Source organism: Nocardia takedensis NBRC 100417 (genome assembly GCF_000308695.1).
GTDB lineage: Bacteria > Actinomycetota > Actinomycetes > Mycobacteriales > Mycobacteriaceae > Nocardia > Nocardia takedensis.
This window is the reverse complement of record NZ_BAGG01000124.1, coordinates 106,616-129,451: the sequence shown is the minus strand read 5'-3', so window position 1 is coordinate 129,451 and position 22,836 is coordinate 106,616. Positions and strand designations below refer to the sequence as shown.

Annotated in this window: 22 protein-coding genes; 10 read left to right on the top strand and 12 right to left on the bottom strand. The window is 69.5% G+C overall.

The genetic code is table 11. The annotated features are described in order from the left end of the window. The coding region (locus ON30_RS27530; protein WP_040711662.1) for a DUF6049 family protein at window positions 1–1,988 on the bottom strand (1,988 nt) is incomplete at its 3' end. Continuing rightward, window positions 1,985–2,521 carry an NUDIX hydrolase gene (locus ON30_RS27525; protein WP_040711660.1) on the bottom strand — a complete coding sequence of 179 codons (537 nt, stop codon included), beginning with the start codon at window positions 2,519–2,521 and terminating at the stop codon, window positions 1,985–1,987. The genes ON30_RS27525 and ON30_RS27530, both read right to left, overlap by 4 nt. An 81-nt stretch (window positions 2,522–2,602) precedes the next feature. Here ON30_RS27525 and ON30_RS27520 point away from each other — a divergent pair, with 81 nt between their 5' ends. Beyond that, entirely contained in the window at window positions 2,603–4,066 is a 1,464-nt protein-coding gene (locus ON30_RS27520) for a CCA tRNA nucleotidyltransferase (protein WP_040711658.1), read from the top strand. Window positions 4,067–4,072: 6 nt separating this feature from the next. Here ON30_RS27520 and ON30_RS27515 read toward each other — a convergent pair whose 3' ends face one another. Then, window positions 4,073–4,888 (bottom strand): hypothetical protein, encoded by an 816-nt coding sequence (locus ON30_RS27515; RefSeq protein WP_040711656.1) that lies wholly within the window; start codon window positions 4,886–4,888, stop codon window positions 4,073–4,075. Between the two features lie 117 nt (window positions 4,889–5,005). Between ON30_RS27515 and ON30_RS27510 the strand changes: the two genes are divergently transcribed. The 3 genes from ON30_RS27510 (at window position 5,006) to ON30_RS27500 (ending at window position 7,424) form a co-directional block, all read left to right on the top strand. Beyond that, window positions 5,006–5,758 carry a LamB/YcsF family protein gene (locus tag ON30_RS27510; protein WP_083911707.1) on the top strand — a complete coding sequence of 251 codons (753 nt, stop codon included), beginning with the start codon at window positions 5,006–5,008 and terminating at the stop codon, window positions 5,756–5,758. Window positions 5,759–5,862: 104 nt separating this feature from the next. Then, window positions 5,863–6,573 (top strand): 5-oxoprolinase subunit B family protein, encoded by a 711-nt coding sequence (locus ON30_RS27505; RefSeq protein ID WP_083911711.1) that lies wholly within the window; start codon window positions 5,863–5,865, stop codon window positions 6,571–6,573. Then, the gene (locus ON30_RS27500) at window positions 6,570–7,424 is read left to right on the top strand and encodes a 5-oxoprolinase subunit C family protein (protein WP_040711653.1); all 855 of its coding nucleotides are present in this window, start codon (window positions 6,570–6,572) and stop codon (window positions 7,422–7,424) included. Before ON30_RS27505 ends, ON30_RS27500 begins: the two co-directional genes overlap by 4 nt. A 1-nt stretch (window position 7,425) precedes the next feature. On the opposite strand, the gene ON30_RS27495 is transcribed toward ON30_RS27500, so the two are convergent. Beyond that, window positions 7,426–8,949: a glycoside hydrolase family 183 protein gene (locus ON30_RS27495; RefSeq protein ID WP_040711650.1), complete on the bottom strand. Its 1,524-nt coding sequence runs from the start codon at window positions 8,947–8,949 to the stop codon at window positions 7,426–7,428. Between the two features lie 127 nt (window positions 8,950–9,076). On the opposite strand from ON30_RS27495, the gene ON30_RS36430 reads away from it, so the two are divergent. Beyond that, window positions 9,077–9,583 carry a hypothetical protein gene (locus tag ON30_RS36430; RefSeq protein WP_051030047.1) on the top strand — a complete coding sequence of 169 codons (507 nt, stop codon included), beginning with the start codon at window positions 9,077–9,079 and terminating at the stop codon, window positions 9,581–9,583. Here the strand turns inward: ON30_RS36430 and ON30_RS27485 are convergent. Further along, window positions 9,565–10,869, bottom strand: coding sequence for an MFS transporter (locus tag ON30_RS27485; RefSeq protein ID WP_040711740.1), 1,305 nt, complete (start codon window positions 10,867–10,869; stop codon window positions 9,565–9,567). The genes ON30_RS36430 and ON30_RS27485 overlap by 19 nt on opposite strands. 104 nt (window positions 10,870–10,973) lie before the next feature. Further along, window positions 10,974–11,453 (bottom strand): NUDIX hydrolase, encoded by a 480-nt coding sequence (locus ON30_RS27480; RefSeq protein ID WP_040711647.1) that lies wholly within the window; start codon window positions 11,451–11,453, stop codon window positions 10,974–10,976. 259 nt (window positions 11,454–11,712) lie between these two features. On the opposite strand from ON30_RS27480, the gene ON30_RS27475 reads away from it, so the two are divergent. Continuing rightward, complete coding sequence (locus tag ON30_RS27475) at window positions 11,713–12,489, top strand: pirin family protein (RefSeq protein ID WP_040711644.1); 777 nt, start codon at window positions 11,713–11,715, stop codon at window positions 12,487–12,489. Window positions 12,490–12,576: 87 nt separating this feature from the next. Beyond that, window positions 12,577–13,050, top strand: coding sequence for a DUF4190 domain-containing protein (locus ON30_RS27470; RefSeq protein ID WP_040711641.1), 474 nt, complete (start codon window positions 12,577–12,579; stop codon window positions 13,048–13,050). Here the strand turns inward: ON30_RS27470 and ON30_RS27465 are convergent. Next, window positions 13,028–13,570, bottom strand: a complete 543-nt coding sequence (locus ON30_RS27465; RefSeq protein WP_245554245.1) for a hypothetical protein — start codon at window positions 13,568–13,570, stop codon at window positions 13,028–13,030. The two genes, ON30_RS27470 and ON30_RS27465, sit on opposite strands and share 23 nt — an antisense overlap. A 120-nt stretch (window positions 13,571–13,690) precedes the next feature. On the opposite strand from ON30_RS27465, the gene ON30_RS27460 reads away from it, so the two are divergent. The 3 genes from ON30_RS27460 to ON30_RS27450 all read left to right on the top strand — a co-directional run bounded on the left by ON30_RS27460 (window position 13,691) and on the right by ON30_RS27450 (window position 17,039). Beyond that, window positions 13,691–14,542 carry a Scr1 family TA system antitoxin-like transcriptional regulator gene (locus ON30_RS27460; protein WP_040711638.1) on the top strand — a complete coding sequence of 284 codons (852 nt, stop codon included), beginning with the start codon at window positions 13,691–13,693 and terminating at the stop codon, window positions 14,540–14,542. A 9-nt stretch (window positions 14,543–14,551) separates the two neighbouring features. Continuing rightward, complete coding sequence (locus tag ON30_RS27455; protein ID WP_040711635.1) at window positions 14,552–14,929, top strand: DUF397 domain-containing protein; 378 nt, start codon at window positions 14,552–14,554, stop codon at window positions 14,927–14,929. A gap of 82 nt (window positions 14,930–15,011) precedes the next feature. Then, window positions 15,012–17,039, top strand: a complete 2,028-nt coding sequence (locus ON30_RS27450; protein WP_373282639.1) for a M13 family metallopeptidase — start codon at window positions 15,012–15,014, stop codon at window positions 17,037–17,039. A 25-nt stretch (window positions 17,040–17,064) separates the two neighbouring features. Here ON30_RS27450 and ON30_RS27445 read toward each other — a convergent pair whose 3' ends face one another. The 5 genes from ON30_RS27445 to ON30_RS27425 form a co-directional block, all read right to left on the bottom strand. Beyond that, window positions 17,065–18,243 carry an ABC transporter ATP-binding protein gene (locus ON30_RS27445; RefSeq protein ID WP_040711630.1) on the bottom strand — a complete coding sequence of 393 codons (1,179 nt, stop codon included), beginning with the start codon at window positions 18,241–18,243 and terminating at the stop codon, window positions 17,065–17,067. A gap of 1 nt (window position 18,244) precedes the next feature. Beyond that, entirely contained in the window at window positions 18,245–19,582 is a 1,338-nt protein-coding gene (locus ON30_RS27440) for an ABC transporter substrate-binding protein (protein WP_245554244.1), read from the bottom strand. Window positions 19,583–19,601: 19 nt separating this feature from the next. After that, on the bottom strand, window positions 19,602–20,465 hold the full coding sequence (locus ON30_RS27435; RefSeq protein WP_040711628.1) for a carbohydrate ABC transporter permease: 864 nt from the start codon (window positions 20,463–20,465) through the stop codon (window positions 19,602–19,604). After that, window positions 20,462–21,391: a carbohydrate ABC transporter permease gene (locus tag ON30_RS27430; protein WP_040711625.1), complete on the bottom strand. Its 930-nt coding sequence runs from the start codon at window positions 21,389–21,391 to the stop codon at window positions 20,462–20,464. The genes ON30_RS27435 and ON30_RS27430 overlap by 4 nt, the downstream gene beginning before the upstream one ends. A 157-nt stretch (window positions 21,392–21,548) precedes the next feature. After that, the gene (locus ON30_RS27425; protein WP_040711622.1) at window positions 21,549–22,469 is read right to left on the bottom strand and encodes a L,D-transpeptidase; all 921 of its coding nucleotides are present in this window, start codon (window positions 22,467–22,469) and stop codon (window positions 21,549–21,551) included. Window positions 22,470–22,836 lie beyond the last annotated feature (367 nt).

Here is a 22,836-nt window from a genome sequence, read left to right as displayed (position 1 = left end):
TGGGAACTGTCGCCCGAGCGGCGGTCCGACAGCGTCAGCACCCGGATCAGGTCGTCGCCGAGGGGGGCCAGGAACTGGCGCGGGGTCGGTTCGGATTCGGGCACCTCGACCAGCGCGCGGGACAGTTCGGTGGTCCGCGCGGCCTGATCGCGCACCGGCAGGACGAAGCGGCCGGGCACCGCGTCCTCGGCCACCCGGGACAGGTGGTCGAGTTCGTAGGGTTGCGGGTCGGGTTTCTCGGCGACCAGTTCGGTGAACGGGCGCGGGGTGGCGAGGTTGTCGCGCAGTAACAGTTCGAGCTGGCGCAGCAGGGCGACGGCCTCGTCCCGGTTGGCCCCCCACTGCTGCGGCGGCATGAGCAGCAGCGACCGTGGTCCCGCGGCGGGCCGCAGCGCGCTCCAGGAGATCGCGCCGAGCGCGTCCTGGAGACGGGCGGCGCGCGAGTCGTTGGTCACCTCGTAGCGGACCCGGCTGGGGGTGAACGACGGCGTGGGCGGGTTCGAGCCGACCGCGGCCAGCGCGGTGGCCGACCAGATGTCGAAGGTGGCGACGTGCAGCGCCGGGTCCACGGCGGACGCGCTGGGCGGCGTGCCGGTGGCGGCGCCGGTGGGCGCGGGTTCCGGGGTGGCGTTCGGATCGGGCGGCGCGACGACGTCGGGTATGCGGATCATCGGCGGCGCGGGGGCTTCGGCGGGCGCCTGGTCCGGTTCGGAGTCGTAGTCGAGTCCGCTGCTGACCTGCACCGAGTCGGACTGGTGCGGTGCGCCGGCCGGGACCGCCGCCGAGTCGGCGAGGACCGCGGTGCCGAAGCCGTGGGTACGCAGCAGGGTGCCCGCGCCGGCGTCGATGCTGCCGGAGTCGGGCAGGCTCACCCCGCGCACCGACCGGGTGGACAGGATCGAGTCGACGATGTCGGCGGGGGCGACCAGCGCGCGCGCCGAGAGGGCGGCGTCGTTGACGGCGGCCAGCGCGGTGATGTCGACCTGCGCGAAGGGCAGTGCCACCGTGCACACCGACCCGGCGACGGCGCGCAGCCTGTCCAGCCATGCCTGCGCGGCCTCCGCGCCGGTGCCGTTCCTGGTGGCGCCGCCGGGGTCGGACGGGCTGGCCAGCACCCGGTAGCCCTTGGTCATGGTCTGCGCCGTGAGCAGCAGGTCGGGGTCGACGGCCACGCACAGGGCCGAGGCGAGGCCGCCGCGTTCGCGCGCGCCGGACGAGCCGAGGGTGGTTTCCAGCGCGCCGAGCAACTGGTCGAGCCTGCCGCCCTTGCCGAGCGAGGCGGCGAGTTCGTCGTCGGTCAGTTCGGCGACGGTGTTGACCGCGCCGGGCACGCCGGCGACCAGGCGCGGCCGATCGGCCAGCGGCCAGACCATCGTGGTCGCCACGGGCGCGGCGGCGGGGGCGCGCGTCGCGGGGCCGTCCTCGCCCGAGGGCACACCGAGGACCGGCAGCAGGAAGCGGGCGTCGTCGAGACGGGCCTGCCCGCCGTAGGCCGGTTCGCCGTTGACGTTGAGCAGCAGCGGGTACACGCCGGGTTCGGTGATGTCGAGCGAGGCGGCCCCACTCGCGGACGGACGCAGCGGGATGGTGAGGGTGAACTGCTTGCGCTGACCGGGGCTGAGCCGCTCGGCGATGTCCTCGAACGGGCCGACGAGGTCGTAGTTGACCTGGTCCAGGCGCAGCGCGTAGCGCAGGTCGGCGGCTCGGTCGATCGCGGCGGTGCGCTGCACGCGGATGCTGACGTCGTCGACCACTCGGTCACCGATGTTGGTGACGGTGCCCGCGATGGTGAGTTGGGAGTCGCTGGTCGTGGTGACCGTCGACGGGCTGACCGAGTCCAGCGACAGTTTGAGGAACTTGGGGGTCGCGGGCGCGCTCGAGTCGGTTTGCTGCGCCGCGGCCCGTCCGTCGAGCAGTCCGGGCGCGGCCGTCACCGAACCGAGCAGGATCAGGACCGCCACGATGATCCGGAACAGTCCACGTGTCATCGCTTGCCGGTCTCCATCCGGTCGATCAGCCGATTGGCCACTTCGGCCAGGCGCCGTTCGTCGGCGTAGGCGAGGCGGGAGTCCAGTTCGGTGAGCGGAACCCACGCGACCTGGGTGACCTCGACGTCGGCGTCGGACAGCTCACCGCCCACCGATCGCAACAGATAATGGTGCACGGTCTTGTGTACCCGGCGTCCCTCGGTGACGAACCAATAATCGATGCTGCCGAGTTCGGCGACGACGACACCGTTGATGCCGGTCTCCTCGGCCACTTCGCGGATCGCCGTCTGTTCCGGCGTCTCGCCCTCCTCGATGTGGCCCTTGGGCAGCGACCACAGGAGTCTGCCGCGCCGGTCGGTGCGCCCGATCAGCGCCGCGGTGCGTTTGTCCCCCGGACCGTCCAGGCCGTCCACGACCAGACCGCCCGCGGAGGTCTCGCGGACCGTGCGCATGCGCGGCTTGGCCGCGTTGGCCGCCGAACCGCGGCGCCGGGGCTGGCGGCGTCGACTGTTCGCGCGATCGGCCGGAGACACCTAGCAATCCTACTGTGCTGTTGTCCGGCCGCTCCGGCGCGGCGTGTTCGTGCCCGTGACCGCTCGGTAAGCTGCCTTTTCGTGGTTTCGCCCAAATCCCAGGAAGACGCGTCGACGGATCGCCGCACCCGATTGCTCGCAGCGGCCGCGGTCACACTGGGGGGGTTGGCGGAAGTGCTGACCCCGCTCGGGGAGTTGTTCGCCGCCCGCGGACACCAGCTGTACCTGGTCGGAGGGAGTGTGCGCGACGCGGTGCTGGGCCGATTGGGCACCGATCTGGACTTCACCACCGACGCGCGCCCGGAGGCGGTGCTCGAGATCGTGCGCGGCTGGGCCGACCACGTGTGGGACACCGGCGGCTTGGCGTTCGGCACGGTCAGCGCGTCCAAGGACGATCAGCAGGTGGAGATCACCACCTTCCGCAGCGACAGCTACGACCGGGTCTCGCGCAACCCCGAGGTGACCTTCGGCGACAGTCTCGAGGGAGATCTGGTCCGCCGTGATTTCACCGTCAACGCGATGGCGGTGCGGGTCGGCGCGGACGGCGCGCTGGAGTTCGTGGACCCGCTCGACGGCATGTCGGCACTGCTGGACGGGGTCCTGGACACCCCGGCCGCGCCGAGCGACTCTTTCGACGACGATCCGCTGCGCATGCTGCGGGCGGCGCGTTTCGTCTCCCAACTGGGTTTCCGTCTCGCGCCGCGGGTGCGCGAGGCGATCGTGACGATGGCCGACCGGATCGACCGGATCACCGCCGAGCGGGTGCGCGTCGAACTGGACAAGCTGATCGGCGGGGCCTACCCGATCGACGGTATCGACATCATGTGCGAGACGGGGTTGGCCCAGCGGGTGTTGCCCGAGGTCCCCGCGATGAAGTTGGAGATCGACGAACACCACCAGCACAAGGACGTGTACTGGCATTCGCTGACGGTGCTGCGCCAGGCCATCGATCTCGAGGACGGCGATCCGGATCTGGTGTTGCGGTGGGCGGCGCTGCTGCACGACATCGGCAAACCGGACACCAAGCGCAACGAAGCGGGCGGCGGGGTCAGCTTCCACCACCACGAAGTCGTGGGCGCGAAGATGGTGCGCAAGCGGATGCGCGCGCTGAAGTATCCGAAGCAGTTCACCGAGGACGTCGCCCGTCTGGTGTTCCTGCACCTGCGTTTCCACGGGTACGGCAAGGGCCAGTGGACCGATTCGGCGGTGCGCCGCTACGTCACCGACGCCGACGATCTGCTGCCCCGGCTGCACAAACTGGTCCGCGCGGACTGCACCACGCGGAACAAGCGTCGCGCCGCCGCCCTGCGCTCGACCTACGACGACCTCGAGGAGCGCATCGAGCGGTTGCGCGAGCAGGAGGACCTCGCCAAGGTCCGCCCCGACCTGGACGGCAACGCGATCATGGAACTGCTGGGCCTGCGGCCCGGACCCGAGGTCGGCAAGGCGTGGAACCATCTGAAGGAACTGCGCCTGGATCGCGGGCCGATGTCGCGCGAGGAGGCCGAGGCGGCGCTGCTGGAGTGGTGGAAGTCCCGGTCCTGAGGGCGGTCAGAAGATGATCAGCGCCGTGCCGGTGACGATGGCGGAGCGGATCTGGGCGAGGTCGAACGACCCGGTCATCTCCGGCAGTTCGGCGCGGAAGCGGATGAGGTCGCCTTCGCGCGCGGCGCTGGTCACCCGGGCGCCGTGCGGCAGACGTTCCAGGACCAGGTCGGGTGCGGTGACGAAGCGGCGGGGTATGCGCAGGCCGAGCCAACTGGCCCGGCCGATGTCCACGCGCAGCAGGTTGTCGACGATGTCGGCCTCGACGTGCGCGGTCAGCTTGCGTCGGCGGTGGCGGGCCAGGATGCGACCGTCCGGGGCGACCAGCAGTTCCCAGTCCAGACCTTGGCGGTTGAGCCAGTCGATCAGCGCGGTCACGGTGAGCGTGCCCTCGATGTCGATGCCCGAGGCGCGCACTTTGGTGGGCACCCCGGGGATCAGGCGGACGCCGTGCGCGATGACGGTGACCGTCTCGATGTCGTGGGTGTTCCAACGCATCCGTGACAGCACCGTCTTGGTCTGGAAGTGCGCGCCGCGGCGGCGCACCTTCAGCACCTGGAGGGTGGCCTGGACCTCGTGGCCGAGCAGAGTGGCTCCGACCTCTTGGCCCCCGAAGCGGCTGAGGATGCCTTCGCTGAGGACCGTCATCAGCATGTCCGGCATGAGCGCGGTGACCGTGCCCGAGCCGAGGTCGGCCACCGGGTCCACCCAGGCGGTGGTGAGGGTGACCCATTGCTCCAGCCAGGACTGGTCGAGGAGGCGCTTTCCGAGATCGACGGCCCGCAGGGGCGACCATGATTTCGGATCGAAATACGTGGCCATGATTGCTTCGAGCGTACTTGGTCGGCTGCCCGGGAACCATCCGTGCGGGCGGGGTCGGTGTCGTGGCACAGTCGAGGTGTGTGCTGAGTCACCATCGTCACGAGAGGCGGAGAACGGATGCCGTTGGACCTGAACAGCGATCTCGGCGAGGGGTTCGGCGCGTGGACCATGGGCGACGACGCCGCCATGCTCGACATCGTGACCAGCGCGAACATCGCTTGCGGCTTCCACGCGGGCGATCCGTCGATCATGCGCGAGGTGTGTGGTCTCGCGGTCGCCAAGGGGGTGCGGATCGGCGCCCACATCGGGTATCGCGACCCGGCGGGCTTCGGTCGCCGGGCCCTCGCGATAGCCCCGGACGACCTGCGTGACGAGACCCTCTATCAGATCGGCGCGCTCGACGCTTTCGCGCGGGCCGCGGGCGACCGGGTCCGCTACGTGAAACCGCATGGCGCTCTCTACCATTCGGCGGCCGCCGACAGCGCTCTCGCCGAGGCCGTCCTGACCGCGATGACCGACCACGATCCGACCTTGACGCTGCTCGGCCCGGCGGGCACGGAACTCGAACGCGCGGCGACCCGCCACGGAACCCGTTTCGTCGGCGAGGGTTTCGCCGATCGCGCCTATACGCCCGAGGCCACGCTCGCGCCGCGCGGCACCGACGGCGCGGTGTTGTCGCCCGACGCGGCGGTGGCGCAGGCGATCTCGCTGGCGGTGTCCGGTCGGGCGCGCGCCGTAGCCGGCGGCGAGGTCGCGGTGCGCGCGGGGAGCGTCTGCGTGCACGGCGACAGTCCGTCGGCGGTGGAGATGGCCCGGCGCATCCGGGCCGCCTTGGACGAGGCCGGAATTCCGGTGGAAGCGTTCGCCTAGGTATGGGCGAGCCGACCCCGCCGAACTCGGATCTGCCCCGCGGCGGCGACGATTCGCCGAGCTCTGGTGATCCGCTGGGCCGAAATGGTCGGCCGAACGTGGCGATGCCGGAGGAGGGAGATGCGCCCGAATCGAACTCGTCCGCCGCGGACCGCGACGGCGATGTGCGATCCGCCGCGATCCGCCGCGCGCAGGCGGGCGTGATCCGCCGCGCGGGTGACAGAGCGTGGTTGGTGACGGCGCCGGTCGCCCACTTCGTCGCCGCCTTGCGCGCGAAGCGACCCGACGGGGTGCGCGATATCCTGCCCGCCGCCGAAACCGTGCTGGTCACACTGGATTCGCCGCGAGACGCCGAACGCGTGCACCGTGCGCTGACCGCGCTGCTGGACTCTCCTGATCCGACGGCGGCACGGACCTCGGAGACTTCCGCCGACCCGGTATCGATCCCGGTCCGCTACGACGGGGCCGACCTCGACGACGTCGCTCGATTCCTGGAGATCACGACGGCCGAGGTGATCGCCGCGCACACCGGGACCGTGTGGCGGTGCGCCTTCGTCGGTTTCGCTCCCGGCTTCGGATACCTGGAGTCCCCGGACGGGCGGTTGCGCGTCCCCCGCCGGGAGCAGTCGCGTACGAGTATCCCGGCGGGCGCGGTGGCGTTGGCGGGCGGCTATTCGGCGGTCTACCCGCGCGCGTCGCCGGGCGGGTGGCGGTTGATCGGCCACACCGCCCTGACGATGTGGGACACCGACCGCGACCCGCCCGCGCTGGTGCGCGCCGGGACCGCCGTGCGGTTCGAGGAGGTGCGTCGGTGATCGCGGTGGAGGCGGTGGGCCCATCGGCGACCGTGCAGGATCTGGGCAGGCCGGGGTGGTTCGACTCCGGCGTCGGCCCGTCCGGCGCGGCCGACCGCGGTGCGTTCGGGCTGGCCAATCGCCTGGTCGGCAATCCCGAGGACGCCGCGGCCGTGGAGGTGCTGCTCGGTGGTCTGGCCTTGCGGATGCTGGACCGGCACACCGTCGCGGTGACCGGCGCGGCCACGCGGGTCGAGGTCGACGGTGTCCCGGTCGGCTCGGCCAGTGTGCTGGAACTTCGCGCGGGACAACTGGTGCGACTGGGGATGGCCCGCGCGGGTTTGCGCGCGTATGTCGCGATCCGCGGCGGCGTCGACGTGCCGCCGGTGCTGGGCTCGCGCAGCCGTGACACGCTCTCGGGGATCGGCCCGGAACCGCTCGCGGTGGGCGACCGACTCCCGATCGGCCCGCCGCCGCACACCTTGCCGCTGGTGGACGTCGCGCCGGTGGCCGCGCTCACCGACGATCCGATCACGGTGCGGGCGCTGCTCGGCCCGCGCGAGGACTGGTTCCGCGATCCCGGGGCGCTGTTCGCGGGCGACTGGACGGTCTCCTCGGACACCGACCGCGTCGGCGCGCGACTCGACCGTCGCGAAGGTCCGCCGCTGCGTCGCGGCCGAACCGACGAACTGCCCACCGAGGGGATGGCGTTGGGGTCGGTGCAGGTCCCGCCGAGCGGTCAACCGGTGGTGTTCCTGGCCGATCACCCGATCACCGGCGGCTACCCGGTGATCGCGGTGGTCCTCGACGCCGATGTCGGCCTGGTCGCCCAGGCGCGGCCGGGCGCGCGATTGCGTTTCGCGCGGGCGTGACTCACCTGCCCAGGCGGGTCCGCATGAGGAAGACGTTGTAGGTGTCCCACGACGACATCGTGAAATACAGGTCGGTCGGGGTGGACCACGGGTGGATGAAGCCGCCGTAGGCTTTCGGATAGTTTTCGGTCGCCATCAGCGGCACCGGTTCGGACCAGACGCCCTGCGGGCTGGTCGCCTCGCGCAGCACGATCGCGCCGCGCAGCGAATCCAGGTAGACCATCTGCCAGCGTCCGGCGACCTGGTCGTAGCGGACGGACAACTCGCTGGCGACGCCGAAGAACAGCGGGGAAGCCTGGTTCTCGGCGGCGGGCGCCCAGGTGCCGTCGACCCAGTACTGGTAGGCCGATTTGTTGAGCACCTGGTGCTTGGGCACCCGGGCCAGACCGGTCACGCCGAGGCGGCCCTGCGGGGTACCGAACATGTAGACGTAGTCGCCCTGCGGCACCATCGTGGACACCTGGAACCGGCCGAGGCCGAAGAAGTTGTCCCAGCGGGCGTGCTGATCCTTGGTCCAGGTGTGGCCGCCGTCGTCGGACCAGGCGATGCCGCCGTAGTTGGTCGACCACGTGCCGGGGATGCGCCCCCAGTGGTTGATCGACATGTAGCTGAGGTACTGCCTGCCGTCCAGGGCGAATCCCGAGGTCGGGATGACGGTGTTCTCCCAGTTCTTGATCTTGCGGCTGGCCAGGAACTCCGCGGCGTGGCAGCGGCTGTCCTGCACCATGGTGTCGAGGGTGAGCCCGTCGGCCAGGTCGGTGTCGGTGCTGAAGCCGAGGACGTTGCTGCGCCAGTCCGGTCCGCCGAAGCCGCCGTAGGTCCAGCCCTTGCCGAAGGTGTCGCCGAAGACCACGGCGACCTTGCCCGGTTCGGTCTCCCACATCAGGCCCAGATCGGTGCCGTCGACCTGCCAGCGCATGTCGGTGCGGTTGGGCGAGCCCGGACCGGTGACCTGGGAGACGAGTTCGGTGGACTCCACCCGCGGCACGGACGGCACGGCCGAGACCGGGCCCGGCGCATCGGGGTACACGACGTGCGGCGGCGCGGGTTGGGGCGGGTCGCCGCCCTCGCCGGGAATGGGGATGGGGATCGGTTCGATCTCGGGCCGGATGTTCAGGCGCGGCAGCCAGGGCAGGTCGCGCGCGGGTTCCGGCTCGGCGGCGTCCTCTTCCCATTTCGGCGTGTCGCGCACGTCGGGGCAGGGGTTGCGGCACGGGTCCTCGGGCAGCGGTTCCGGCACGATCCGGGTGTTGTCCTGCGGCGGATCGGGCGGGACCGGGGTGATCTCCGGGAACGGGATGGGGATGTCGATCTGCGGCGGGATCTCCACCAGCGGGGGCGGCGGTGATTTCGGATCGGGTTCGCGCAGCAGCGGATCCAGGCCGATCTCGCCGCAGAGGTTCACCGGGCGCGGCATCCACGGGGCGGGACCGGCGTGCGCGGTGCTGCCCGGCAGCGCGAGGATTCCGAGCAGAGCGACCCCGATCAAGGTCGGCGGTGCCGGCCTTCTCCGCAGCAGTCCCATGAGTTCGTTGACTCCCCTGTCGATTCGGGTCGCGGGGAGATCAACTTACCCGACCGGACCGCGACGCACCGAGTGCGCGCGCCCGAAATGACGGAACCGGATCGCGAGGGTGGACGTCCAAGTTCATATGGACGAGATCGAGTACGTGTTCGGGACGGGCGACGGCGTCGTCCACGTCTGGTCCTCGCAGGCGGATCTGGACCTGGCGCGCACCGGTGTTCCCGACGCGGTCCGTCTCGATTTCGACGGTGACGGGCTCGCCGACGACGCGCTGTGGGATTCCTCGGGGTCCGGCGTCGCCGATATCGCCGCGTTGGATCTCGATGACGACGGCCTGCTCGACCACTTCTACACCGACCCGACGGGGCAGGGCCTCTGGAACCATCACATCACCGGCGCGGCGGCGGACGCTTCCGCCGAGCCCTTGGACTGGATAGTGCGCACGGGTCCGTTACCGGACACGAGTTCGGAAACGGACGATGTGCTCGCGAAGGGCCTCGAGGACGTCCTGTCCGAATACCCGCTCCGGCGTCCGGTATTCGAGGGCATGGAAGATTCCTCGCATCACGCCGGCGCTGTCCCCGACCAGCGCGGACGCCTGCTCGGCAGCGCCGATCACCCGGCCGCGGGCTGACCTTCGCGGCGCAGGGTGAGCAGCACCGCCGCGATGCCCGCGCAGTAGACCACCGCACCGGCGACGACCAGCGGCAGGGAACGGCCGTCGGTCGGCACGAGGACTGCTGTCACGGCGATGGCAGCCACGAAGGCGATGTTGAACACGGTGTCCTGGAGTGCGAAGACCTGCCCGCGGTGGGTGTCGTCGATGTCGATCTGCATGGCGGCGTCGCCGGTGAGCTTGATCGTCTGCCCGGCCAGGCCGAACAGGAACGCGCCCACGAGCAGCAGCACGTGCGCCCGGTCGGCGGCGGCCCCCGCCTGCGCGATCGCGATCGGGGTGACGAACACCGCCTGCACCACGGCGGCGACGCACAGTCCGGCGACGACGGTGCGCGGGCGGCCCAGGCGCGGGATGAGCACGGGGGCGAACAGGGCGGCCAGCAGCATGCCCGTCGCGGTGGCCGCGATGGCGACGCCGAAACCGAGCAGTCCGCCGCCCGCGCCGCCTTCCGCGCCTTCGCGGCGCAGCACCAGCACCATGACCAACGTGTTCGCGCCGAACACGATCCGGTGCGTGCCGATGCCGATCATCGCCGCGGTGACCTGCGGCGCGCGCCACACCGCCCGCGCGCCGTTGCGCAGTCCGGTGGCCACCGCGCCCACCGCGCTGACGCCGACCGCGCCGACCGGGTCGGGGCCGAGTTCGCGGCCGTGGAAGCCGAGCGCCACCGCGACGCTGAGCAGCGAACCCACGCCCGCGGCGGCCACCGCCGCGGCCGATCCGGTGTCGCCCGCGCCGACGATCCCGATGATCGCCACCGCGGCGGCCGCGCCCACGCCCGCGCATCCGGAGGCGACCGTGGCCAGCAGCGAGTTCATCGGCACCAGCCACTGCGGGGCGAGCACCTTGGGCAGCGCCGCCGACACCCCGGCCATGACGAACCGGCTCACCCCGACGACGGCGAGCGCGAGCAGCAGCAACGGCGTCTCCGCGACGCCCGCGAACAGCGCCAGGGTGGTCACGCCGATCAGCGCGGCGCGCACCAGGTTGGCCGCGACCAGCACGTTGCGCCGGTCCCAGCGGTCCAGCAGGGCGCCCGCGTACGGTCCGATCAGCGAGTACGGCAGCAGCAGCACCGCGAAACCGGCGGCGATGGCGAGCGGGTCGGTCTCGCGTTCGGGGTTGAACAGGATCGCGCCCGACAGCGCGGCCTGGAACATGCCGTCACCGAACTGCCCGGCGAATCGGACGGCGGCCAGTCGCGCGACGGCGGGCCGCTCCCGCAGGGCCGACCACCACAGCGCCCAGCGCGAGGTCGCCGGGTCGGCGGCGCTCGGCTCGCCGGTGGGTAGCGGGCGAGGTGTGCTCACGCCGCCGATTGTGCCGGGTCCGGTGGCGTGCCGCCTCACGCGGGACGGTGCGAATCCGCGGTGGCGATGAGCGAGCCGATGATTTGCCGGGTGTCGGGCGACATCGGCAGTAAGTCGTGCTCGGCCGGGTCGATCCAGGCGTAGGCGTCGTGCTCGCCCGGGTCCAGCGCGATCGACCCCGCGTCGGCCTCGGCGAGGAAGCTGAATTTGCGCACCCTGGCCTTGCTCCTGGTGGCATAGTCGATCGCGCCGAGGAATTTCGTGATGTATCGCACGCGGAGTCCGGTTTCCTCGAACAGTTCCCGCCCGACGCATTCGACGAAACTCTCCCCCGATTCCACGCCGCCGCCCGGCAGTTCGTAGAGACCGCCGTGGAAATCGTTCGGCACGCGCCGGACCACCAGGAGTTTGCTGTCGCGGAATACCGCGACGCCCACCACGAAATCGCCGATCCCTTCGGCGCGCGCGGCGGCGCGGAGTTCGTGTTCGATGCCGGCGAGTTGCTCGGGTCGCATCTGACTGTCACCTCCGGTTACGTTGTGCCGCATCACGTTACGAATCCCCGTGGTCCCCCGCGAAGTCGTCGTCGCGGTACCATACTTCGCCGCCCTCCGATTCCGGGTACCGGTCGGTAGTGCTCGCCTGCCGTTCACCTGCCGGTCGCTCGCGTAAAATGCCGAGTGCAGGACAATTTACTAGGAATTCGGAGTACGCCCCCGTACGCACTCCTACCCTGAAAGGTGATCGGTGCACGGTCCCGAGAGGAGGACCACGATGTCCACACTCACGACACCACACATCGATGTCCATCGCGGCGGCGACCGCATGAAGACTCGAGTCTCCTGGCTGGATTCGAAGCACTCCTTCTCCTTCGGGGAGCACTACGACCCCGAGAACACCCATCACGGTCTGCTGCTGGTGAACAACGAGGACGTCGTCTCGCCCGGTCAGGGCTTCGACACCCATCCGCACCGGGATATGGAGATCGTCACGTGGGTGCTCGGCGGCAGTCTGGTGCACCAGGATTCCCTCGGCCACAACGGTGTCATCTACCCGGGACTGGCCCAGCGCATGAGCGCGGGCACCGGCATCCGGCATTCGGAGAAGAACGACTCCTGGCGCGTCGACGGCGCGGCCGAACACCACGACCCGGTGCATTTCGTCCAGATGTGGGTGGTGCCCGACGAACCCGGCCTGGAACCGGGCTATCAGCAACTCGAGATCGACGACGAACTCGCGGGCGGCGGCTTGGTCACGGTGGCCTCGGGGCTGCCGCGCTACCGCGATCGCACCGCCATCACCATCAACAGCACCCATTCGGCCCTGCACGTGGCGCGGATGCCGGGCGATCCGGAACGCGCGATCGACCTGCCCGACGCCCCCTACACGCATCTGTTCGTGGCGGCGGGCGAGGTCGAGATGGAGGGCGTGGGCACCCTGTACGAGGGTGACGCCGTCCGCCTGACCAGGACCGGGGGCCAGCGGGTCACCGCGCACGGCCCGGCCGAGATCCTGGTGTGGGAGATGCACGCGCGACTCGGGGGCCACTGACTCGCTGTCGGGCGCGCGCGGGGCGCGGGCGGTTAACATCGCGACGGTGTAGGCGCGATCTCCAGGCAGCCGACCGAGAGGACGATCATGTCGCAATACCCGCCCGGTCAGTACCCTCCCCCGCCGCCGGGTCAGTACCCGCCTCCGCCGGGCGGTGGGTACTGGCAGGAATCACCCAAGAGCAAGGGCATGGCGATCACCGCGCTGGTGCTCGGACTGTTGGCGCTGGTCGGACTGTTGGTGCTGGTCGGCGGGTTCCTGTTCGGCATCCTCGCCGTCATCTTCGCGATCATCGCCCTGGTCAAGGCGCGGCGCGGCACGGGTTCGGGGACAGGCATGGCGATCACGGGCCTGATCCTGGGGCTGATCGGGATCGTGGCGGCCACGGCGATCTCGCTGCTGGGGTGGAAGATCTTCCAGGACACCGGCGGCGCGGACTTCACCGAGTGCGTCAACGACGCCAACGGCGACCAGGCGAAGATCGAGCAGTGCGAACGCGACTGGCAGGACCGCATCCAGGATCGCTTCAGTGTGACGCTCACTCCACCGCCGTCCCCCTAGGGGTGGCGCAGGCCCGGGTCGCGGCGATGACGTCGGGCAGCGCGGGTCGGTAGTCGCCCAGCGGCGGCGCGATCCAGTCCCGGTAGCCGCTGAGTTCGTCGGCCGGTGAGGGCAGCACGATGTGGCTGCCGGGCAGTGCCACCGAGGCGCAGACCCGGAACAGGTCGGCGAACAGCACCATGTCCAGGTAGGAGTTGTCGGTCGGGCCGGTGAGGAAGGTCCACCGGTCCGAGCGCGGGTGGGTGATGATCGGTCCCGCCGCGATCTGTCCGTCGGCGGCCAGGTGCGCGCGGACGCGGTTGCCCAGGCCCGCGGGCATGACGACCGCGCCGACCGCGCCCACTTCGAGCATGATCCGGCCGAGCGCGGGTTCGACGACGGCGTAGAGACCGTGGTCCTTGCGATAGCGACGGCAGCGGGCGAAGGCGTCCTGGACCGCGGTGTAGTCCTCGGCGGTCGGCGGCGGCAGGGGGCGATCGGGGATGGTGGTTCCGGATAGGCTTTCCGGGCCTTCGATCATGACGTACCTCGTCTCGCGTGGGACGGGCGAATCTGCGGCTAACTCGGCAGCCTAGCTCCGGGCAACTCGATTGACAATAGTCACACACGGGTGAGTCGAGCCGGCGTAGCATCCGTCGGCATGGCACCCGTCTCGCCGACCGTCGCCCGCTGGGAGTTGGTCCTGAGGCTTCGTGAGCTGCGGGAACAGCGTGGATTCGATTCCGCGACCTTCGCGCGGCGGGTCGGGTTCACCCCGGCGAACTGGTCGCACGTGGAGAACGGACGCCGGGTGCTGACCACCGACAGCATCGCTCCGGTGCTCGAGATCTTGGAGATCGACGCCGAGGAACGCGCCGAATTGCTGACGTTGTTGGACGCCGGCAAACAACGGGGATGGTGGGCGAAGTCCTCGGCGCTGATCGGCGCGGAACTCCAGCGCCTCTACGGCATGGAGTTCGGCGCGCAGAGCATCCGCAGCTACGACAGCCTGGTGGTGCCGGGCCTGTTGCAGTCCGAGGCGTACGCGCGGGCGCTGATCAGCGCGGATGTGATGATCCGGCCCGTGCAGGTGGAACAACTCGTGGCGATCCGGTTGCGCCGTCAGGAGCGGTTGCGCGGCGCGCAACGGGTGGAGTTGACCGCGGTGATCGGTGAGGCCACGTTGCGGCAGCGGATCGGCGGGCCCGAGGTGCTGCGCGGGCAGTTGGAGCACCTGCTCGCGCTGGGCGAGGAGTTGGACACCGTGGAGATCCGGGTCATCCCGTTCGCCGCCACGGCGGGGGCGGTGCTCGGCGGGTCGAGTTTCCACCTGCTCGACTTCTGCGGTGAGCGACTACCCACCTTCGGCTGGGTGGAGAACGCGGTGTTCGGCGGCGCCGTCGAGGACCCCGACCTGGTGCGTGACCTGGGCTTCGCCTATCTGCGCGCCCTCGAGCAGTCGTTGAGCCGGGCGGAGTCGTTGGCCCTGATCAGGGCATGTGCCCGGGTGTAAAATCCGCCCATGACCACCACCGCAACCCTCCGGTCGGTTTGTCCCGGCTGGTTCACATCGTCGAGGTCCAACAACGGCAACCAATGTGTCGAGGTCCGTTTCGTCGGTGACGCGGTGCAGATCCGGGACAGCAAGTACCGCCGCGATCCGGCCAACCTCCCCGCCGACGAGCCGATCATCACCGTGACGACCGCCGAGTGGACGGCGTTCCTGACCGCGCTCGCGGCGGATGCCCCGACCGATCGTCCGACCGCCCGCCCCGGGGTCGACGGCGGAACCGTCCTGCGGCACGGCGACATCGCCCTCACCTACACCCCGGCGGAATGGCTCGCCTTCGTCGCGGGCGTCCGCGACGGGGAGTTCGACCGGGTCGCCCTGTCCGTCTGACCACCGCTCCCCCGACCCCGGCCGCGCCGCAGCGGGTCGGGGCCGATCACGCGCCGCCGCGTGATCCGGAGTTGCGGTAATACTGGAGATCGTGACTTCCGCTCCGATCACTCCCTCCGGTATCGATCTGACCTTCCTCGACGACGCCGTCCGGGTGCAGGACGACTTGTTCGCGCACGTCAACGGCAAGTGGCTGACCGAGCACGCCATTCCGGCCGACCGCGCCGTCGACGGCGCCTTCCTGGCCCTGCGCGACCAGGCCGAACTGGATGTCCAGAAGATCATCCTCGACGCGGCCGCCGGTGACCCCGAGCCGGGCAGCGACGCCCGCAAGATCGGCGATCTCTACACCAGTTTCATGGACACCGACGCCGTCGCCGCGGTGGGCCTCGGGCCGATCGCCCCCGAACTGGAAGCCGTGCGCGCGGCCCCCGACCGGGCCGGGCTGGCCGAGTTGCTGGGCCGGATGCAGCGCACCGGCATCGGCGGCGCGATCGGCTTCTACGTCGACACCGACGCCAAGAACTCCGAGCGGTACTTGGTGCACCTGGCGCAGTCGGGGATCGGCCTGCCCGACGAGTCCTACTACCGCCAGGACGAATTCGCCGAGATCCGCGAGCGCTACATCGCCCACATCGGCCGGATGTTCGCGCTGGCCGCCGCCGACGAACGCCTGTCCGGTCTGCTGCCCGCCGACCTCGACACCGTGGCCGAGCGCGTCTTCGAGATCGAGCGCGGCCTGGCCGCGGGCCACTGGGATGTGGTGCGTCGCCGCGACGCCGAACTGGGCTACAACCTGGTCACCGGCGCGCAGTTGGCCGAACGGCACCCCGATTTCGCCTGGTCGGCCTGGGCCGACGCGCTCGCCGAGGGCGTGCCGAACACCGGCGCGGGCCTGCTGGACGAGGTGATCGTGCGGCAGCCCGACTACCTGACCGCGTTCACGCGGCTGTGGACCGAGGCGTCGTTCGAGAACTGGAAGGCGTGGGCGGCCTGGCGGGTGCTGCGTTCGCGCGCGGCGTTCCTCACCGACGCGCTGGTGGAGGAAGCCTTCGACTTCAACGGCCGTACCCTGACCGGCGCGCAGCAGAACCGGGAGCGCTGGAAGCGCGGCGTCGCGCTGGTCGAGGACCTGCTCGGCGAGGCCGTCGGCAAACTGTACGTGGCCGAGCACTTCCCGCCCGAGGCCAAGGCCAGGATGGTGGAACTGGTCGAGAACCTCCAGGAGGCCTACCGGCGCAATATCGGCGCGCTGGACTGGATGGGCCCCGAGACCAGGAAGGCCGCGCTGGCGAAGCTGGAGAAGTTCACCCCGAAGATCGGCTACCCGAACCGGTGGCGCGACTACTCGGCGGTGACGGTGGACCCGGCCGACCTGGTCGGCAACTACCGCATGGGCCACGCCGCCGAACACGACCGCGAGATGGCCAAGATCGGCGCGCCGGTCGACCGCGACGAGTGGTTCATGACCCCGCAGACGGTCAACGCCTACTACAACCCGGGCATGAACGAGATCGTCTTCCCGGCCGCGATCCTGCAACCGCCGTTCTTCGACATGAACGCCGACGACGCCGCGAACTACGGCGGCATCGGCGCGGTCATCGGTCACGAGATCGGCCACGGCTTCGACGATCAGGGCGCCAAGTACGACGGCGACGGCAACATGGTCGACTGGTGGACCGACGACGATCGCGCCGAATTCGGCAAGCGCACGGCCGCGCTGATCGCCCAGTACGACGTGCTGTCCCCCGCCGCCCTGCCCGATGAGCACACCGTCAACGGCGGCTTCACCATCGGCGAGAACATCGGCGATCTCGGCGGCTTGTCGATCGCGTTGGCCGCCTACCGGATCGCGCAGGGCGAGACGGAACCGCCGGTCATCGACGGGCTCACCGGTCTGCAACGGGTGTTCTACGGGTGGGCCCAGGTCTGGCGCACCAAGGCGCGCGACGAGGAGGCCATCCGCCGCCTCGCGATCGATCCGCATTCGCCGCCGGAGTTCCGCTGCAACGCCGTCGTGCGCAACATCGACAGTTTCCACGAGGCGTTCGACGTGCGTCCCGGTGACTCGCTGTACCTGGAACCCGCCGAGCGCGTACGGATCTGGTAGCCGCCGTGCGGAATCCGGCTGCGGTTCAGCGCAGTCGCAGGCCGGATTCCGCGTCGAAGAAGTAGATCTCCTCGACGGTCGGCCGCAGATACAGCCGATCGCCCGGCACGACGCGCAGTTTCCGGTCGACCCGGGCGACGATGCGCCCGGATCGACTGCGCCACGTGACGGTTTCGTCGCCGTGTGCGTAGACGAACGATTCCGCGCCGAGTTCCTCGAGCAATTCGGCGTCGACGGTGACGCTGTCCTCGGGACCGCTGTGCGTCCGCCACGATTCCGGCCGGATACCGAGCGTCACCCGTTTCGCGGTGAGAGCGCGTGACTGATCCTCGGTGCCGCTGCCCGAGAGTTTCTCGGTACTCTCGCCCGCCTGGTCCGTGGTGTCGCCGCGTGGCTGATCCGTAGTGCCACTGCGCGGCAGGGGAATACGCAATTCGCCGAGCAACGCGTCACCGCCTTCGACCGGGACGTCGATGAGGTTCATGCCCGGCGACCCGATGAAGCCGGCCACGAAGGTGTTGACCGGATCGTCGTAGAGTTGCCGCGGCGCGGCGACCTGCTGGAGACGGCCTTCGCGCAGGACCGCGACCCGGTGCCCCATCGTCATGGCCTCCACTTGATCGTGGGTGACGTAGACGGTGGTGGTGCCGAGTCGCTGTTGCAGCGCGGCGATCTGGGCGCGGGTGCTGACCCGCAGTTGCGCGTCCAGATTCGACAGCGGTTCGTCCATGCAGAACACCCGCGGCCTGCGCACGATCGCACGGCCCATGGCGACCCGTTGACGTTGCCCGCCGGACAGTTTGGCGGGTTTGCGGTCCAGCAGCGTTTCCAGTTCGAGCATCTTCGCCGCCTCGGTCACCCGGGTCAGCGTGTCGGCCTTGCTCATTCCGGCGTTGCGCAGGGCGAATCCCATGTTCTGCGCGACGGTCATATTCGGGTAGAGCGCGTAGCTCTGGAACACCATCGCCACGTCACGGGCCCGCGGCGGCAGGCCCGTGACATCGGTGTCGCCGATCAGGATGCGCCCCTGCTCCACCGATTCCAGGCCGGCGAGCATCCGCAGGCTGGTCGACTTGCCGCAGCCCGAGGGGCCGACGAGGACCAGGAACTCCCCGTCGGCGATCTCGATGTCGAGGTGGTCGACCGCGGGTGCGGGCGCACCCGGGTAGCGGTGCGTCACCCCGTCGAAATGCACTGTGGCCATGTTACTTCGGCAGCTTCGGGGTGATCTGTCGGTCGATGATGGTCTGCAACTGGGTGGTCACGTCGGCGAACACGGTGGCCGGGTCGGCGTTCTGCAAGCCGATGCGCTCGAGTCCGGTGCCGATGATCTGGTCGCCGCCGGGCACGAAGACGCGCGCGTAGTCCTGCGATTTCGTCAGGGGCAGTTGGTCGATGGCGACGCGGGCGTTGGGGTTCTTGGTCAGGAACTCCTGCTCGCTGGGGTCGGACACCGCCGACTTGCGCACCGGCATGTACCCGGTGTTCTGCGAGAAGTACGCGGTGTTCTGCGCGTTGGTGACGAATTCGATGAATCTGAGCGCGTTGACCTTGCGCTGATCGGAGATCCGCGCCGGGATCGCCAGGCCCGCGCCGCCGGTCGTCACGCCGGGCCCGTTCGGGTGCGGCAGGAACGCGGTGCCGAATTGCAGTTTGCCTTCGGCGTTCTTGGCGATGCCGCGCAGGTCGCCGGTGGAGGCGATGGTCGAGGCGATCACGCCGGTGCCGAAATCGACCGCGATCTGCGGCTTGATGCCCGCGTACTTCTTGGTGTGGATCATCTCGCGCAGGAACTGGCCCGCAGCGACGGTGCCGGGATCGGTGAACTTCAACGTCCACTTGTCGGAGTACGCGCCGCCGAAGGTCCAGTTGGGGCCCTGGAAGGTCCAGGCCAGGTAGTTCTTGGCGTCACCCCAGCCGTGGGCGAGTTTGCCGTCGCCGACGACCGCCTGGATGCGCGGACCCCACTCGTCGAATTCCTGCCAGCTCTGCGGGCCGCGGTCGGGCAGACCGGCCTTGGACCACACGTCCTTGTTGTAGTAGAACAGCGGGGTCGAGCGGGCGTAGGGCAGCGCGTAGTGCTTGCCGTCGAACAGGTAGTCCGCAGCGAGCGAGTCGACGTAGTCGTCGAGTTTCACGCCGGCGTCGGCGAAGTGGCCGTCCAGCGGTTCGATGGTGCCGTTGAGCGCGTAGTTGAACCACCAGACATCCGAGAGCACGACCACATCGGGTAGTTCGCCGCCGGACAGTGCCGCGTTGAACTTCTGCGACACCTCCTCGTAGTTCTTGCCCGCGTCGACCAGCGTGACCTTCAGTTCCGGGTATTTCGCCTGGAACCGGTTGATCAGTTCGAGCTCGAAATCCTTGGAGGTGCCGGGGTGGTTGGACCAGAAGGTGAGGGTGTTCGCGTCGCCGCCCTCGCCGGAGTCGCCGCCGCTGCCCGCGCAGGCGGTCAGCGCCGCGCCCGCGGTGACGGCGCCGGTCAGGCCGAGGAAGCCGCGTCGGGACAGGGCCTGACTTGCGGTGGAAAGTGATCGGGACACTTCGTCTCTCCTGTTCGGATCAACCTTTGACCGCACCGGAGGTGAGGCCCTTGATCATGTGGCGTTGCAGGAGCAGGAACACCACGAGAATCGGCAGCATGGTCAGCAGCGTCCCCGCCATGACCGGCCCCCAGTTGGTGACGCTGGGATTCTCGGTGTTCTGCAACAGGGTCAGGCCGACCGGCAGGGTGGCCACGCCGGTGTCGTCGGCCATCAGGAACGGCCACAGGTATTCGTTCCACTCGTTGACCAGCGTGACCACCGCGAAGGCGACCATCGTCGGCCCGGACATGGGCAGGACCACCCGGGTCAGCAGCCGCCACCAGCCCGCGCCGTCCATGCGCGCCGCCTCGATGATCTCGGCGGGCAGCGACAGGAAGTGGTTGCGCATCAGGAAGGTGCCGAAGGCGACCCCGCATAGCGGCACGATGATGCCCTGGAAGGTGTTGCGCCAGCCCCACTGCGCGACGAGCGCGTAGTTGGAGATCACGGTGATCTGGTTGGGCACCATGAGCGCGGCGATGATGATCAGGAACAGCAGCGTCTTGCCGGGGAAGCGCAGGAACACCAGTCCGTAGGCGCTGAACACCCCGAGCACGAATTTGACCGCGGCGACGACGCCGGTGACGATCAGCGAATTGCGCAGGAAGGTCCAGAACGGCAGCGTGGTGGTGGCGTGGGTGTAGTTCTCCGGATGCCAACTGCGCGGCCAGTAGACCGCCGGTTGGGTGTAGATGTCGGGCCGGTCCTTGAACGAGGTGATGAGTATCCAGAACAGCGGGATGCCGACCAGGATCAGCACGCACACCATGGCCGCGTAGCCGAGCACCGTCACGGCGGTGCGGCGACGGCGGTAGGCGCGGGTCTCGGCGGTCGATCTCATCGGTCGCCCCGATCCATGACGCGCACCTGGAGCAGCGTGACCACCAGCAGGACCAGGAACATGATCGTCGCGACCGTCGCGCCGTAGCCCGCCCGGAAGTTGCGGAAGGACTCCTCGTAGACCTGGTAGACCATGGTGGTGGTGCCGGTGCCCAACGGTCCGCCGCGGGTCATCACATTGATGATGTCGAAGACCTGCAACGAGTTGAGCAGCACGGTGATCGACAGGAAGAACGTGGTCGGGCGCAGTTGCGGGAGCAGCACTCTGGTGAAGGTGGTCCAGCGGCTCGCGCCGTCGATCTCGGCGGCCTCCATCAATTCGGCCCGAACCCCTTGCAGCGCGGCGAGATAGATGACGAAGGTGTAGCCGAGGTTCTTCCAGATGTAGGTGAGGGTCACCATGAACAGCGCCCAGCGCGGGTTCTGGTAGAAGTCGGGCACCGAGTCGACGCCGATGCGCCGCAACACATCCTGGACCAGGCCGAAGCTCGGGTCGAAGATGAACTGGAAGGCGACGCCGATCGCCGCGCCGGAGAGGACGAACGGCGCGAAGATAGCCGAGCGCACGACGTTGCGGCCGAACAGCTTCCGGTCCAGCAGCAGCGCGAGCGCGAGTCCGATCACCATGCTGCCCACGACGGCGGCCACGGTGAAGATCACCGTGTTCGACACGATCTGCCAGGTGTCGGAGCGGCCGAACCACTCGCGGTAGTTGGCGAATCCGATGTAGGTGACGTAGCGGTCGGAGATGTTCCAGTCGGTGAACGAGAGCCGGATGTTGTCGATCAGCGGGCGGTAGACGAACAGCGTCAGCAGGGCGAGGTTCGGTCCGACCAGGACCAGGAACAGCGCGTGATCCCGCCACGGACGATTCCGCGGCCCCGTGCCGCGGGGCCGGGGCAGTACTCGCTCCGGACTGGTTCGCACCGCGAAAAGGCTACGGCGCGTAGCAAATCATCGGTTAACATGCGCCGACGACACGCTGAACATCTTCCTCCCCGGAGTGGTCGCGCGGGACGCAACGGCCCGAAAAGCCGAAAACCCGCACGCCACAAGGGGGTGCGGGTTTCCGAGAACGGGTGAATCAGTTCCAGTCGCCTTGACCGTCGGCGGTGCTCAGCGTGCCGCCCGAGGTGTTGACCACGATGACCGGGTCGCCCTTGCCGGTGTTCTCCATGAACCACTTGGCGTTCTCGGTGCTCACGTTGAGGCAGCCGTGGCTGGCGTTGGACACGCCCTGCTGGGCCACCGACCACGGAGCGGCGTGCACGAAGATGCCGCTGCTGGACATGCGCGAGGCGTACTCGACGTCGATCTTGTAGCCCTCCGGATCGGTGACCGGCACGCCGTAGGTCGAGGAGTCCATCGTCATCTTCGCCAACTGCTCGCTGACGTAATAGATGCCGTTGGGGGTCTCGTGGCCGGTCTTGCCCATCGAGGTCGGCATGGTCTTCACGACCTCGCCGTTGCGGGTGACGGTGATGGTGTGGGTCGAGTCGTCGGCGGTGCTGACCATCGCGTCGCCGATGCGGAACGAACTGGTCGTGCCCGCCGCCTCGACCCGGACGTCGGTGTTGTCGGTCCAGAAGTCGTTCGGCCGCCAGCGCACCTGCCGGTCGTTACGCCAGGTGAAGTGGCCGGCGTTGGGCTTGGAGGCGGTGACCTTGATCGCGTTCTCGGCGGCGGCCCGGTCGGCCACGGGTTCCTTGAAGGTGATCACGATCGGCTGCGCGACGCCCACGGTCTCGCCGTCGGCGATGTTGAGGTTCGGCGGGGCGAAGGTGACCGGCGGCGGAGTGGGCTCGGTGGCCGTGCCGTTGGCCGAGCCGGAGCCGATCCCCGGAATCGCCGGGTCGGCCTGCGCGGGCACGACGATCAGGGCGCTCGCCGCCGCGATCGCCGCGGCCGCTAGAACGCCGCGCCCGATCAGGCCCGAGGGCCTGCCTCCCGAGGAGCGGGGCGACGTTCTGGTGCGGAAAGCGGCATGCATAGGTTTCTCGTCCATTTCCTGCACCCGGGCACGCCGGAGCGCGCACGGGATATCTCATTGGCGTAGAGCCTGCGAAAGCGCTCGTGGGTCACCGCGCGGGAAGGCGGGCCCTACGGGGTACATCGGCCCCGACCCCGTCTTTACTACCGTCCGTTCCGAACCGAAGCCAGTGCCCCGGAGGATTGATTCGGTGCGACTATCAGATGTGGTCTGTCACACATAACCCGTTGGTGGGGGCCGACTTTGGTCATATGGGCCGGTGGCGCGGGTGTGCCAGTGTCCGGCGAGCAAACCTGCGGTCCGTCCGGTTTCGGGGATGACCAAACACTTTCGTGACACAAATCACCGGACCGCGCGGCGGCGGGTCCGGCCGCGGGGTCCG